General features: G+C 52.4%; 9 protein-coding genes. All 9 read left to right on the forward strand.

The window, feature by feature from the left end:
- The first annotated feature begins 50 nt into the window (after positions 1-50).
- Entirely contained in the window at positions 51-6116 is a 6066-nt protein-coding gene (locus tag NXT01_RS06725) for a collagen binding domain-containing protein (protein WP_259078919.1), read from the forward strand.
- A gap of 178 nt (positions 6117-6294) precedes the next feature.
- Positions 6295-7725, forward strand: a complete 1431-nt coding sequence (gene purB / locus NXT01_RS06730; RefSeq protein ID WP_259078929.1) for an adenylosuccinate lyase — start codon at positions 6295-6297, stop codon at positions 7723-7725.
- Positions 7726-8069: 344 nt separating this feature from the next.
- On the forward strand, positions 8070-8963 hold the full coding sequence (locus NXT01_RS06735; RefSeq protein WP_259078931.1) for a phosphoribosylaminoimidazolesuccinocarboxamide synthase: 894 nt from the start codon (positions 8070-8072) through the stop codon (positions 8961-8963).
- 40 nt (positions 8964-9003) lie between these two features.
- A complete protein-coding gene (locus NXT01_RS06740) occupies positions 9004-11112 on the forward strand; it encodes a S9 family peptidase (protein WP_259078932.1) in 2109 nt (702 codons plus the stop codon).
- Between the two features lie 609 nt (positions 11113-11721).
- Positions 11722-11976 carry a phosphoribosylformylglycinamidine synthase subunit PurS gene (gene purS / locus NXT01_RS06745; RefSeq protein WP_259078934.1) on the forward strand — a complete coding sequence of 85 codons (255 nt, stop codon included), beginning with the start codon at positions 11722-11724 and terminating at the stop codon, positions 11974-11976.
- Positions 11976-12647, forward strand: coding sequence for a phosphoribosylformylglycinamidine synthase subunit PurQ (gene purQ, locus NXT01_RS06750; RefSeq protein WP_259078939.1), 672 nt, complete (start codon positions 11976-11978; stop codon positions 12645-12647). Before purS ends, purQ begins: the two co-directional genes overlap by 1 nt.
- Positions 12648-12666: 19 nt before the next feature.
- On the forward strand, positions 12667-14958 hold the full coding sequence (gene purL, locus NXT01_RS06755; RefSeq protein WP_259078943.1) for a phosphoribosylformylglycinamidine synthase subunit PurL: 2292 nt from the start codon (positions 12667-12669) through the stop codon (positions 14956-14958).
- Between the two features lie 100 nt (positions 14959-15058).
- On the forward strand, positions 15059-15730 hold the full coding sequence (locus tag NXT01_RS06760) for a hemolysin III family protein (RefSeq protein WP_259078946.1): 672 nt from the start codon (positions 15059-15061) through the stop codon (positions 15728-15730).
- A gap of 2 nt (positions 15731-15732) precedes the next feature.
- Positions 15733-16107: a sterol carrier family protein gene (locus NXT01_RS06765; protein ID WP_259078952.1), complete on the forward strand. Its 375-nt coding sequence runs from the start codon at positions 15733-15735 to the stop codon at positions 16105-16107.
- Positions 16108-16135: the final 28 nt, after the last annotated feature.

The following is a 16135-nucleotide window of genomic DNA, read 5'->3' on the forward strand; positions in this document are numbered from 1 at the left end:
AAAAATTAAATGGCCCAACCCTTATTTGTGATAACTGTTAATATCATCACATGTTTAAGTTTGCAGAGACCAGATCGCTCATCACACGAGCGCTCATGGTCCTCGCAGTAATCCTCGGGCTAACCTCTGCCCAGATGGCGATTCCTGCGTGGGCCCAAGATGATAGAGCCACAACATCGGTGGCTCCCGATGACATAGTTACGACCCCCAGCGCAGTCCCTGACGATCAACCCGCTCCGGCGGAGGCATCCGACGCGACTGCGCCGATAATAGAAAATAACGATGCTCCGATATCAGTGGCCGCTCCAGATGATAAGAGTCTGGTGCGCTTTGATATCAGGACCAAGGAAGGGCTCGTTAATAGTACCGACGATAGACTCGACTACTGGTCTGGTGAGCGCATTGATCCCATAGTTACGCTCGCGGTCTCAGGTGCAGATGTTGAGTTAAATAATGCGAAAGTAACGATCACCGTACCAAAGACCCGCAGTTCTGACGGTTCGGTAGTGTACAATGAGAAACCAGACTTTGCTCGTCTCGAGTCAGCAGACTCCTCGGAAATCGGCGAAAATGACGATGCTTTCTATGTTGAATATACGTTCAAAAAGCTGAAGAGTGGACAGATTTTCCAGTTCCCACTCGCTTTTGCCTTTAAGAATAGACTCACCCCCAGTGGCGTAGAGGTCACTCCGCAGGCGACGTTTAGTTCCGATGAATTACCAAGCCGTACGGAAAACATCACGTTCACCGCACAGTCGATTTCTCAGTACAAAAGTCGCATTTTGCTCGATGGAGGTTTCACCGAAAAAAAACCTATCAATGATCCACAGGTTGGAATTTATAAATTCAAAAGCGAAACCAAAACCGATCGTGCGCCAAAGGATAAAACCTTTAGATATAAGGTGAGAATTAATCAAGTTCGCCCCTCTGGTGCGCCAAGTGGTAAAGGCCTTTATGACGGCAAGACTGTAACCTACCAAGTTACTGTTCCCGAGGGTGCGAAAGTTGATAAAACCGAGAACTACTGGGTTTGGGATCCAGTAGCTCGTACGCTCACCTATTCCCTTCCTTACGCGAGAAACAAAAGTATTTCAGCCTACTGGTCTGACGGCATTCCACTAACTCTCCGCTACGATGCCGACATTGTAAACCCTGACGGCTCGAAGAAGATCTTCCCCATTTTCCTAAAGAGTTGGGTCGACAAGGGAACTAAAGAGGAAGTCTATGCAGAGGAAACCTCGGTCGGAACGGCCTTCAAAGAAGAAGTCGTACCCTTCCAGAGGGGGAGCGTGGTAAAGGTCGACAAAGTGCGTATGTACGCACTCTCAGACGAGTACCAGGTCGGTTTACCGCAGTACACCGATTGGGTCACGGACGGTGAGGCACTTTCTTATAAGTATGGCAGCCGCCCGCCGCGATACTACCGACCAATCAGCCTGGACGATTCTCAGAAGGGCAAGACACGAGACCCGAAGCTCCTAGCATCTCTTGGCGGTATGAAGTGGCGTATTAACGTCAATCAATCGAATAACGGTTCAGGCTACGACGATAGAACCGGTGGTATTCACGATTTCCTTTATGAGGTGACGGACAGGGACCTTGATCCGGGTCTTTATTACCAAAAGTTCCAGTTCAACAGCAAATTCTTAAGCAATAGCTCGACCTTTAGCAAGAGCGAAATCTATCAGCGAATTCGAGATTCAAAAGTCAAACTATATGGAGTTCGCGATGACGATTCTCGCATCGAGCTGGCAGCGGATCTCATGCCAGGGGATTTTGTTGCCATCAATGACACCGACCGAGAGTATAAAGAGCTTAAGCTTGTATTCGATCCGCCCTTGGAGCTAGATAATATCGGGCTTCCATTCAACGTTTGGGCTTACCCAACAGATGCGGAGCTGGCGTGGTGGAAGCAGGAGCTTGCTCAAACTCCAGCTGAACAAATCGCAGAACTATCAAAGTCGTATTCCAATCGCGCAACAGCTGACGTGCGGCACGAACGCGTCGATGGTGTGAAATTTGATGAAACTAAGTTTGATGGAACTGGTAATAATCCTATCCTTGTGAAGGGTCATCGACCACGTCTGAAGACTTCGATTAGCACCACTCTTGATAGAGAATTCTTCTCCAAAGACGGGTGGGAACTTAGAGAGGCCTACGGGGCCTTTAATCCCACAGATACCCGTACCGCCCTATCCGAGTGTGCTGGTCTTGATAAATTGACCCCTGCTAACTGCGACCGCGTCGCGGCTCTAAACGTGAGAGTCCAAGCGGTTGGAAACTGGGGTGTAACTAAAAATACGGTAAGGAATCTTCGTCAGATTGTGCTTCTACCTCCTGGGGTGGATTACGTGAATACCCTAGGAATCCACGCTGCGGGATCGGGCAAGGTAGATAAATCTCCTGCAGAACCACAGGTTATCCCCAATTACAAGAATACAGGCTTAACGGCTCTGGTCTACGCATTCGGTGACATCGATTACGAAGCGCCCGCACTAGGAAGCTCGAACGCTAATATCGATATCTATCTCACGGTGGATACGACCAAAAATGCCAATTTTGGACCCAACACGGTACAGACTTATTCTGTATGGGACAATGCCGATGAAATTAAAGCCGCAACCCCTAGGGACGGAGGAACGCCCTACGTCGATACCCTCGATCTCGACAAGGACGGCAATACGGATGAAAGCTTTGCTACAGCACAACGTGTTATCGCTCTCGCTGCACCTCTGGAGATTAGTAGTAAAGTTGAAGTCGCTAGTCCTTCAGAGAATTTGGTGTTAGAAACTGCTCACGAAATCGGCAGTACATTTACCTACCAGATGAGTCTGACTAATAACACCCTAATCCCTGCCCAAACGGTGTCCATCCTGGCGCTTCTGCCCGGTGAAGAAGACTACACGATTGTTGCTAACGAAAAGGGGGAGTACCTCGACCGGACCTGGGAGTCTAGGGATGAGAACGGCAACAAAACTACCGGAGATCACTCCGCTTTCCGTACTCCTCTAACTGGGCCTGTAACCACGGTAGAGAAGATCGCCCCCGACGGTACTAAGAATCCAGCCATCGATATGTTCGATATCTACTACACAATGACAGAACAGCCTCAAAACCCACGGCAGCCCATCGGTGGGTATCCAGGTGGCCAGGACGTTGCTGTCTGGAAGATGGCCGAAGATATTGGACCCGATGAATGGGCAAAGGTTACCGCCGTCAAGGCCGTCCTGAAGGCTGGCCAAGTGATCGCGAGTAACGAGAGGGTGTACTTCAACCTTCCAGTGACGATCCCCTTCAGTGAAGCAACTAAGGCTCTCAACTACGGCGATCGCGCTGTCATGTCGGTGGCACTCTCGGGCGCTGGGAATAACTATGTTGAAGCAAACCAAGTCTATGTGGAAGCACTGAAATATATAGTGTCCGGCAAGGTATTCAACGATGTGAACGCTAACGGAGTCCAAGATGACGGCGAACCGGGCGTTGCCAACCTTCGTTGGGTTTTGAAAGAAGCGAACGGAGAAGACGCACTTGATCCTAACGGTCAGCGCATCGAGGGCTCGACGAACGAACAGGGTGAGTACTCGCACGACATCTTTAACCGAGGTGACGGTCGGTATATCGTCTTCGAGAAGGGCGACCCTGCACAGTATTGGACTCAAGATGCTCAAGATGTTTGCCTTACTGCAAAAGAAAAGACCTGCAGTGACGTCAATCTCGAGGGAGCGACGGCAGAATTTAGTCTGAATCCTCAATCACGTACGGCGGTTCGCAATGCTGGTTTGGCCGCGAGACGTGACGTGAAGATAATCAAAACTGACGCGACCTCAGGAGCTCTACTTGAAGGCGTGGAGTTTAATCTAGTTCACAAGAGCTACCCTCAAGTGAATGGCCGCACCGACGCTAATGGTGTGCTCATCTTCAAGGATGTCCTCGTTGGCACCTACGCGTTGGAAGAAGTTGAAGCTCCACGTGGATATAAGAAACCCGACAATACTGAAGTGATCGTTGGACTCGATAATACGATTGATCCGATCATTAAAAAGGTCAGCAATGACCGGCTTCCTGGTACCGTGACCGTGCGCAAGGTCGACAACGCATCGCCTGCGAATCCGCTGAAGGGAGCTAGATTTAAGCTCGCCAAGAAGCTTGAGGATGGATCCTATGCTGACCCCGCACAGACTGCGGTGACCAATGACGAGGGAGTCGCCACATTCGACAACGTGGAGTGGGGAGAATATCAGCTCCTCGAAACTCGCGCTCCTCTTGGCTACAGGATTCCAGATCCGAATATTGTTCACGAGGCAGTAGAAATCAACTCGGAAAGACTCGAATACGAAGTCGGCGATATTGTAAACAACCCAATCACCCGTACTATCACCGCCACTAAGGTGTCTGATTCAGGGGTACCGCTAGAGGGAGTCGTCTTCGAACTGTACAAAAATCTGGACGGCGCTGAAAGCAACACATCGCGTGAGAATTATGAAAAGCAACCGTCCTATACCGCCACCTCGCAAGCTGACGGAAAAATTACCTTCCCGGACGTACTATTCGGAACTTACCTTCTGGTTGAAAAGGAGCCATTGGAAGGGTACGAACCTCTGAAAGAACCGTTGGTGGTCAATGTGACTGAGGTTGGAGATCCAATAGATTACGGCGAACTCACCAACAACCAGATTCGCGGATCTGCTTCCTTCACCAAGGTAGAGGCCGAAACTGAGAAGGTAATTTCTGGTGCGACCTTCGGTATTTACAAGAAGGACCAAGACGGTATTCGCGAAGATCAACCTGTGGATACGCAACGGAGCAACGAACGAGGTGAAGTTTCCTTCAATAATTTGCTCTACGGTGACTACCTAGTCAAGGAAATCACACCCGCCATTGGCTACCTTCTTCCAGAAGAGGAAAGGAATGCTTGGCCAGTGAGCATCACCGAACAGGGCGAAATAGTGAAACTGGGCGTCAACGGGAAAATTGTCAATGACCTCATTCGCGGAGGCTTCAGAGCCAAAAAGGTCGATGCAGTTGATCAGAACCGCGTTTTGAGCGGAGCTGAGTTCGAGCTACGCAAGATCGAGGATGGTGTGGTTATCGATGATGTTATCGATAAGTCCACAAGTGATAACGATGGCAATATCGAATTCGCTGAGCTTCCTTACGGTGACTATGAGTTGCGTGAGACCAAGGCCCCTGAAGGCTGGTTAACGTCTCAAGAGAAGTACACCTTCTCTATAGTTGAGCATGGCCAGGTTGTGGATCTGGGCAATATTGCGAACGAACAAATCACTCGGTCAATTAAGTTCATGAAGGTTGACTCGACGAATGGCGCACCACTAGCTGGTGCCGAATTCGGAATCCATGATGCAAAGGGCGAGCTCATCCGAACCGCCGTCTCCAATGACGCTGGAGAAGTGATCTTCGAGGCCATTCCATACGGTGAGTACACGATCAAGGAAATCGCCCCACCTGCTGGATGGCGCGCATCTGCACAGGCCATCACGGTGACGATTTCTGAAAAGGGTGACCCTATCGAGCTAGATCCGGTACAGAACGATCCAACAATGGTGACAGCGAGGAAGATCGCCGCTGATACCAAGAAGCCACTTGAGGGGGCGGAATTCGAATTACGCCAAGGGGCCTCGGTGATCGCTGAAGCGACCTCCGATTCACAAGGGTTGATTTCGTTTACCGCCGTCAAGCCAGGTGACTACGAGCTCGTTGAGGTAAAGGCGCCGAGTGGCTTCGTCCTAGCAAAGAATTCCGTTCCGATAACGATCGGCACTGAAGCTAAGAATGTTGATCTCGGCGATATCGCCAATGACAGAGTGCCAAGCGAGCCGGGAACAACACCGCTGATTCCGTTCTTGCCGTTTATTCCAGGGATACCTGGCAAACCCAATCCCCCAGCGGAGCCGGGAACGCCAGGTAAGGGTATCGACAAGGATACTAAGAAGGGCATTGAGAAAACCCACCCAGGTGATAAAAATGGTGAAAGCAAGGGAGGGATATCCGCCTTGGCTCAGACTGGCGCCTCTGTGTTCTGGCTCCTCGGTGTTGCACTCGTGCTCCTTCTCTTAGGGGCAAGTGCCCTACTGGTAGCACGCCGTCGTCGAAACTAGGAGAGAATCAGTAGCTAAAATTTTATTCTCCTGTTCCGATAGATAGAAGGCCTCCGCTTCATTAAGCGGAGGCCTTCTGGGTTTCTATATTGTGCCATTACCACATACTAATTGTGCTTATTTGGTGACTTTTAGGTTTCGTCGTACATCCCTATCGCCGATCTAATATCATGATGGGGTGGCTGAAAAAACAAATATTGTAAACGTCCTATCCAACCGATATGCTTCCGCAGAGCTGGTTGATCTGTGGAGCCCTGAGGCAAAAATCATCATGGAGCGACAGCTGTGGATCACCGTGATGCAAGCCCAACGCGACCTGGGCGTAGATATCCCAGCAGTGGCAATTGCCGCCTACGAGGGTGTTCTTGACAACGTTGATCTTGAGTCGATCGCAGCCCGTGAGCGGAAAACACGCCATGATGTCAAAGCGCGGATCGAGGAATTTAATGCTCTAGCGGGATATGAGCATATTCATAAAGGGATGACTTCCCGAGATCTCACCGAGAATGTCGAACAGCTACAGGTCTATCGCTCCTTCGAAATTGTGCTGTCTAAGGCGGTGGCTGTTGCCCACCGTTTGGCCCAGCGGGCAGAACAATATGCTGGTCTTGTTATGGCTGGACGCTCCCACAACGTCGCTGCTCAAGCCACCACTCTCGGAAAACGGTTTGCAACCGCAGCGGAGGAAATGCTGATTGCCATTGAGCGAGCCGAGAATTTCCTAGATACCTATCCTTTACGGGGCATAAAAGGCCCCATGGGAACGGCGCAAGATATGCTCGACCTGGTGGGAGGCGACGAGGCCAAACTTACCTCTCTTGAGATCACCATCGCCGATTATTTGGGCTTCTCGCGCACGTGCGACTCGGTCGGTCAGGTCTACCCTCGCTCCCTCGACTTCGACGCCGTCTCTACGCTGGTGCATCTAGGGGCTGGACCTTCGTCCTTTGCCCATACCATTAGGTTAATGGCTGGCAACGAGACCGTAACCGAGGGTTTCAAGGAGGGACAAGTAGGCTCCTCTGCGATGCCCCACAAGATGAACGCCCGCTCATGTGAGAGAGTATGCGGACTTCAGGTGATCCTTCGCGGATATCTCACCATGGTCGCGGACTTATCGGGCCAGCAGTGGAACGAGGGAGATGTGTTCTGCTCTGTAGTGCGAAGGGTTGCACTCCCTGACGCATTCTTCGCTCTCGACGGGATGTTCGAAACCTTCTTAACAATCCTCGAAGAGTTCGGAGCCTTTCCAGCGATGCTCGATCGAGAACTTGAACGCTACCTTCCTTTCCTAGCCACCACTCGGATCCTCATGGCAGCGGTGAAAACTGGCTTTGGTAGAGAGGAAGCACACGAGCTCATCAAGGAGCACGCCGTGGCTGTAGCTCTCAATATGAGAGAACACGGAGGCGAACAGGACCTCGTGCAACGCTTAGCGAAGGATCCGCGTTTCCCTCTCGATGTCAAAGCCTTAGAGGAGGCTCTAGCTGACCGTCATGCCTTCATAGGAGCGTCGCAATCGCAAACAGCTCGGGTGATAGCGCGGGTGAATGAGCTCGTTGCGCGATACCCGGATTCGCGGCAATACCAACCAGCAGAAATCCTATAGGCCGCACACTAGCTGCAGGGAGGTGCCCCTAGAAATAAAATAGGGTGTACCTCCTATGCTTTTTATATCTATTGACCATCTAGTTTCACCGGTGCGGTTACAGAATTATGTAGCTGGCTGAATCAAGCATTTGGGATCTTTACGATGCCAGGCCTCGCGCTACTATTGCGGTGTTGCACTAGGCCTATGGTGAGATTTTAAGAATGACACATCCCCGGTTTTAATGGATACGAGGCCATTGGCGGGATCGCTTAGGATACCAAGGGATAGCTTGAGTATAAGATAATCTGAATCTTTCCAGGTTAACTAGCAGCGGCGCTCGAAAGGGTCTAAACTCAATCTACATGCGCCCTGAACTTTCTCAGTATAAGCACCTTTCCGCAGGTAAAGTACGTGAAATCTACGAGATCGATGAGGCGACCTTATTGCTTGTCGCCTCTGATCGTATCTCCGCTTATGACCACGTCTTGGACTCGGAGATCCCTGATAAGGGCCGGGTGCTCACAGCGATGAGCATGTACTTCTTCGACAATATTGACTTCCCCAATCACGTGGTGGGAGCTATCGATGATGAGAGAATCCCTGAAGATGTTCTGGGTCGGGCTATGATATGTCGCAAACTTGAGATGCTTCCCTTTGAATGTATTGTGCGCGGGTATCTCACCGGCTCGGGCTTAAGCGAATATAAGAATGCCGGTTCGATATGTGACGTTGAATTGCCTGCAGGGCTTGTCGAGGCCTCCCACCTGCCGGAACCCATCTTCACCCCAGCGACGAAGGCGGAAAAGGGCGACCACGACGAAAATGTGTCCTTCGATCGCGTGGTAGCTCGTTTGGGCATTGAGCGCGCCACAGAACTGCGCGACGCCTCAATATCGATCTATCAACGTGCCGCGGAATTAGCCTTGGAAAAGGGACTTATTCTCGCCGATACTAAATTTGAATTCGGTCTCGATGCCGATGGCAACGTAGTGCTGGCCGACGAAGTACTCACCCCTGATTCTTCTCGCTATTGGCCAGCCAGCACCTACCAAGAGGGTCAAGCGCAGCCTAGTTTTGATAAGCAATTTGTGCGCAATTGGCTCACCGGGCCTAAATCGGGGTGGTCCACCGACTCCAACCAGGCTCCGCCATCCTTGCCCGGCTCGGTTATAGAGGCAACGCGGGAACGCTACGTCGAGGCCTTTGAGCGGATTACGGGCCGGAAGTTTAGCGAGTGGTTGGGCGAGAGCGCCTGATAAATTCATCTCCAGCTCTCAGGGCAGTACTATGTGGGCTATGAATGCCCCTGTTGCTAAGAAAAAACCCATAGTCCGCACTGTTCATGGAATCGATTTTGTTGATAACTATGAATGGCTGCGGGCAAAAGAAGATCCTGAGACCATTAGCTATCTCGAGGCTGAAAACGCTTATACTGCACAGCACACCGAGCATCTGACTCCCTTGAGCGAAGCTATCTTTTCCGAGCTCAAGGCGCGAGTGAAAGAAACCGATATGTCGGTGCCCCAGCGCATGGGTGAACATTGGTATTATTCGCGCACCGAAGAAGGAAAAAGTTACGGCATTTCCTGCCGAGTCCGCGTAACCCCCGGTGCCGACACCTGGACGCCACCCGTGATTCCAGATACCGGAGAGGTGCCAGGCGAGGAAGTCTTGCTGGACCTGAATGAGCTCGCAGACGGACAGGAGTTTTTTGCGCTCGGTGCCACCAGCATCACCAAGAGTGGCCGCTACCTTGCATACTCCACCGACACCCAGGGAGACGAGCGCTTTACGCTGCGCATTAAAGATTTAAAAACTGGGACGCTGCTCGAGGATACTCTGAGTGACATTCACTATGGCGCTACCTGGATTGGCGAGGAGTATATCTTCTATACCCGCGTGGATGAGGCGTGGCGTGCAGATTCCATCTGGCGCCACAAGATCGGAAGCCCTGTAGACGAAGACGTTCGCGTATTTTACGAGGATGACGAACGTTTTAGTGTCGGTATTGGCTCAGTGCGCAGCGAAAAATATCTCATTATCGGAGTGAGCTCGCGTACTAGCTCTGAGACCTGGTACCTCGATACCAACGAACCCGAGGGGGAATTTGTATGCATTCGACCCCGCGAAGCCGATATCGAATACGAAGTTGACCACGCCGTCGTAGCTGGTGACGATATGTGGGTGGTCACGCACAATGCTTTCGGCCCCAATTTCTCCCTAGCGTATAGTCCAGTCGGCCAACCCCTAGACTTCGGCACAGCCAGGGAATTGATCGCTCATAATGATAGCGCTCGCATCGATGGGGTGGATTGCTACCGCGATTTCCTCTTTGTGGGCTACCGCTCAGGTGGTATAGGACGCGCCGGGGTTATGGAGATCAGTGACACTAGTTTTGGTGAACTTCGAGAGCTCACCTTTGATGAAGAACTCTACTCCGTCGGCATCGGAGGTAATCCTCAATGGGAGGCTCCCGTCGTGCGGGTGAGCTATACCTCCTTTACCACCCCTTCTAGGCTTTTCGACTACCACGTAGCAAGTAGAAACTTCACTCTCTTGAAAGAACAGGAGATCGAGGGCGGCTATGATCGCAGCAACTATATTTCCAAGCGGATGTGGGTCGAAGCTGCAGATGGAGTTGCCATTCCCGTTTCCATTGTCCACCGTGCCGATATGGATATCAGCCGCCCAAACCCCACCTTGCTTTACGGATACGGCTCGTATGAGGCGAGCATGGAGCCCGGCTTTAGCGTGCTCCGCCTATCACTGCTCGATCGAGGCATGATTTTCGCGGTCGCCCATATCCGTGGCGGTGGTGAAATGGGTCGCGAGTGGTATAACACCGGCAAAATCCTGCACAAGATGAATACTTTTACGGACTTCATTGCGGTAGCCGATGCCCTCATTGAACAGGGTATTACTCAGCCAGAGATGCTGGTAGCTAATGGTGGTTCCGCTGGCGGCCTTCTCATGGGCGCTGTGGCAAATATGGCTCCCGATCGCTTTTGCGCCATAGAGGCCGATGTGCCATTTGTTGATCCCCTGACCTCCATGTTGAAGCCGGAGCTACCGTTAACGGTGGGAGAGTGGGAAGAGTGGGGTAATCCCTTGGAGAGCCAAGAAGTCTATGAATATATGGCTTCCTATGCGCCATATGAGAATATTGCGCCCCAAAAATACCCCAATATTCTAGCTACCACCTCACTTAACGACACCCGAGTGTTTTACGTGGAGCCTGCGAAATGGATCGCCCGGCTGCGCGAGACCGCGACCGGTGGCACCTTCTTGTTGAAAACTGAGATGGTGGCCGGCCACGGAGGCGTCTCCGGCCGCTATGAATCATGGCGGCAATCCGCCTTCGAATACGCTTGGCTTATTAATCAGGCCACCGGCCTCGAAAAATAGTTGAACGTACCCGTACTCATTAAGAGTGCGGGTACTTTTTTGCTCAATCGTCGGTACTGACCGTTCCTTTAGAAGGTTCTGATCAAGGGCGCGAAAAAGGGCTTTGGCACCATATGGGGAGTTAATGACGAGGCTGATATTCTCCATACTGATGCTGGCAACGAGGTGGCCCACCACGAGGTGAGCGTAATTGTGGGTAGAGGCCCAGTTTGTAGGTCTTATCTGGGTATAGGAAGTGCGTTATCCCACGCTGCCTATAATGCCCAGATCTTCCAGAATCCGCATATTTTTCAAGCTGGTCATAAAAATGACAGAAACTGGGTTTGATTGTGGTTGGGTTGTGGTTGGCTAGAAGTTTGTTAATAGCTCATTCGCGGTGGGGTGAACAGGTATCCGTTTTACCCTCGCTGCGGTAGCCAACTCATCTCCCAAGATCGCAACTGGAAGAGTTTTCTTCGTTCGCTTGTGACATGGTGAATAGGGGGCGTGAGGATCTTTGGGAAAAATGGCTCATACTTCCAGCGCACAGGGTAAAGTTTCACCCGTGGTGTGCGCTCTGGCACACCTTGGAAAATAGTACTGAACGGCGATAGCCAAGGAGCGTGCAAGGTGGCCCGTGTAGTAGTAAATGTTATGCCCAAAGCGGAGATTCTCGATCCCCAGGGCCAAGCCGTTGTTCGAGCGCTAGGACGCCTGAACATAAAGGGAATCACAGATGTGCGACAAGGCAAGCGCTTCGAAATAGAGGTAGACGAGAATATTAGTACTGAAGAGCTTGAGCATATGGCCGAAACCTTGCTGACCAATACTGTGATCGAAGAATTCGATATCGTTTTCGAAGCAGCCACGGGAGCAGCCCAATAATGAGCGCGAAGATCGGAGTTATTACTTTTCCTGGCACACTCGACGATGTCGATGCAGCACGCGCGGTGAGATATGCCGGCGCAGAAGCCATAAGCCTCTGGCACGCAGACCACGATCTCAAGGGAGTCGATGCGGTGGTTGTGCCTGGAGGCTTTTCTTATGGAGACTACCTGCGTAGTGGAGCGATCTCGGCATTGGCGCCTGTGATGCAATCAGTCATCGAACAGGCTGCTAAGGGCATGCCTGTGCTGGGAATTTGCAATGGATTCCAAATCCTCACCGAGGCTCACCTCCTCCCTGGCGCACTGACGAGAAACCAAGGATTGCATTTCCATTGCGTTGATACCTACCTCGAGGTCGTGCGTGCAGATACTGCGTGGACGAATACACTCTCCGAAGGCTCCCGCATCCTCGTCCCTGCTAAGCACGGCGAAGGTCGCTTCCAAGCGTCACAGGACACTGTAGACATGCTCGAAGGAGAGGGCCGAGTTGTCTTCCGCTATACCGATAACTTCAACGGCTCCATCAATGCCATTGCCGGTATTACGAGTGCCAATGGGCGCGTGGTGGGGTTGATGCCTCACCCAGAGCACGCCATCGAAACGTTAACAGGCCCCTCGGTCGACGGATTGGAATTATTCCTCTCCGCTGTTGGATCCATCGGTGCTTAAGAATATTGAGGAGAATTTCATGACTACTTTTAACGACACCGTGGACCATGCCCTTTCCACCCCAGATCTCGAGCAGCCCTACGCCTCGCTGGGTCTCAAAGATGATGAGTACGCCCGAATCAAAGAGATTCTGGGGCGGCGCCCCACCGATGCCGAATTAGCAATGTATTCGGTGATGTGGTCGGAGCACTGCTCGTATAAATCATCAAAGGTGCACCTGCGCTACTTCGGGGAAACCACCACGAAGCAAATGAGCGAGAAGATTCTCGCCGGCATCGGGGAGAACGCCGGTGTGGTTGATATCGGTGATGGTAACGCCGTGACTTTCCGCGTCGAATCCCATAATCACCCCTCCTATGTGGAGCCGCATCAGGGTGCAGCGACGGGGGTTGGAGGTATCGTCCGCGATATTATGGCCATGGGAGCGCGCCCCATTGCAGTGATGGATCAGCTTCGCTTCGGCCCCGCCGATGCCCCTGATACCTCGCGGGTGCTACCAGGTGTGGTGGACGGTATTTCCCATTATGGCAACTGTTTGGGTTTACCCAATATTGGTGGAGAAACCGTCTTCGATGAATCCTATGCTGGCAATCCTTTAGTCAATGCCCTGTGCGTGGGTACTCTCAAGGTAGATGAATTAAAACTTGCCTTCGCCTCGGGCTTAGGCAATAAAGTCATGCTCTTCGGCTCGCGCACCGGGCTCGACGGCATTGGAGGTGTCTCAGTTTTAGCCTCCGATACCTTTGAGGAGGGGGCTGAGCGGAAATTGCCGGCCGTTCAGGTGGGGGACCCCTTCGCAGAGAAGGTGCTGATCGAATGCTGCCTCGACCTATACCGGGCAGGTGTGGTTGTGGGCATCCAGGATCTTGGCGGTGCGGGGTTGTCCTGCGCGACCTCAGAGCTAGCGGCCGCCGGAGATGGTGGAATGGAGATCAACCTCGATGCAGTGCCGCTACGGGCGGCCAATATGCTTGCCGCCGAGATTCTGTGCTCGGAGTCTCAGGAGCGTATGTGTGCCGTGGTGCGTCCCGAGGATGTGGAGCGCTTCCGCGAGATCTGTGCTCACTGGGATGTCACCTGTGCCGAGATCGGTGAGGTGACAGATGGCGAACACCTCATCATCCGTCATCGCGGCGAGGTGGTGGTGGACGCACCAGCTCATACGATCGCCCACGAAGGCCCGGTCTATGAGCGGCCCTTCTCCCGCCCCGCCGACCAGGACGATATCCAGCGCTTCACCGGGGTGAAAAAGCCGAGCGAGGCTGCCGAGATGCGCCAGGTTTTGCTGGATATGATCGCCTCGCCGGCTTTGTGTTCGAGAGCTTTTATTACTGAACAGTATGATCGCTATGTGCGCGGCAATACCGTGCAGGCCCAGCACGCCAATGCTGGAGTGTTGCGTATTGACGAAGCAACAAAGCGCGGTGTGGCTATCTCTACTGACGCCTCTGGGCGTTATACCAAGCTTGACCCGAATACAGGTGCTCGCCTTGCTCTCGCTGAAGCGTATCGCAACGTCGCAGTTACTGGTGCTCGACCGGTAGCAGTCACAAACTGCCTAAATTTCGGTTCACCCGAGGATCCCGAAGTTATGTGGCAATTCCGAGAGGCAGTGCATGGCCTAGCCGATGGTGCTCAGGAGCTGGGAATTCCCGTTTCCGGTGGCAACGTGTCCTTCTATAACCAAACCGGCTCGGAAGCCATCCTGCCTACCCCCGTCGTGGGTGTTTTAGGAGTGATTGACAATGTCGAGCACTCTATCCCCAATCGTTTAGGCCCTACTGATCAGGTGGAAGAGATCTATCTGTTGGGGGAAACATTCGATGAATTCGGTGGCTCGATATGGCAGCAGCTTTCAGGTGCGGGCCTTAATGGACTTCCCCCTCATATTGATCTGCGAAATGAGGAAAAATTGGTAGAGTTCTTCGCCGATACTTCCCTTGTTACTGCCGCGCATGATCTTTCGGAAGGCGGATTGGGCACCAGCCTCGCCGAACTAGCCATTCACTCCCCAAAGTGTCTTAATATTGATTTAAGTGCTGTGGAGTTGGATCTATTCACGGCGCTATTCTCGGAATCGGCGTCGCGCGTAGTGGTCGCTACCTCGCGGGGTGAGGACGTGGAACAGCGGGCGAGTGAATTAGGCATTCCTTGCGTGAAGATTGGTCATACTTGCGGGTGCGGTTCTCTTAATATTCGCCAGCATGATGTGGAATTCTCCATCCCTGTTGCTGAGCTTAAAGAGGCGTGGTCTGACACACTGCCACGGCTTTTCGGCCACGCAGTTGGGGCTAACTCGGTTGTAGCCTAATTAAAGATAAGGCACCGGTTTTTTCTGCCGGTGCCTTGTTTTTATGCCGTGGTGGCGGCTTTAATCGAAGGAGGTAGTTTAAAAGAAGAAAGCAGGACTCATGTCGGCCGATAATCTGGTGCCCATCACTACATGGCGATTAGACCGCGGGGATCGTCCCGCCGCGCGTGGCCTCTATCATTTTTATGCCGCGTATGCCTTCAGTATTGCTGTTACCGTTCTCACCACTTATACATGGATCAACCACCCATGGCCGATTGGCCTAGCCGTCACAATTTATTCGGTTGGGGTCGTCGCTTTATTCGGAATTTCGGCCGCATACCATCGAGGTCCGTGGCGCAGCGCTCGGGCGGTGAGTTACTGGCAGACCGCCGATCATGCAACGATCGCCTTATTTATCGCCGCGACCTATACCCCCGTTGTCGTCATTACGCTGCCCGGGCACTGGATGCTTTATGGAATTTGGGCAGCGGCGCTCATCAGTGTGCTGCTGACTTTTATTCCGCACTACAAGGTATTCGACGTGGTAGTGTATCTCGGACTAGGCTGGGCGGCTGTCCCAATCATTCCGGCGATTTTAGATTTTGCCGGCCCCACGGTCATATGGCTCCTCGCCGCAGGGGGAGTGGTATATACCTTAGGTGCGCTCTTCTATGCGCTTAAGTGGCCCGGTAGGAAGGCAAAACTTTTCGGCTATCACGAGCATTTTCATCTTGCAACCGTAATCGCCGCTACCTTGCACCTGATTGCCGTGTGGATCTTGGTGGCCTAGAGATGGCAAGAAAACTCCCACCTCCTCGTGAGGCCGTCATGGCTATTTACTCGTGGATTATCGAAGCCACTGACCAACAGCCGCCACGAGCCGCGCTAGCAGCAGCCTGCCGTGCCACACTGTATACGCTTGAGACCATCGCCCCCGGGGCATCGGTGGAAGTGAGGGTGCCGCCCTTTGCTGCTATCCAGTGCATCCCAGGCCCTGCCCATACCCGTGGCACACCACCAAATATTGTAGAAATGGACCCCAAGACGTGGTTAAGATTGGCGTGCGGTTTAGAAGAATTCGCAGATAATCCGAGGATTTCCGCCTCAGGCACACGGGCACAAGAAATCAGTGGGTACCTACCCATTGTGAAAGTTTCTGCTAGGTGACCGTGCAAGGCGTCTGCATCGGCTACCA

The sequence above is a fragment of the Corynebacterium sp. ES2775-CONJ genome, from assembly GCF_024814515.1.
In the GTDB taxonomy this organism is placed as follows: Bacteria; Actinomycetota; Actinomycetes; order Mycobacteriales; family Mycobacteriaceae; genus Corynebacterium.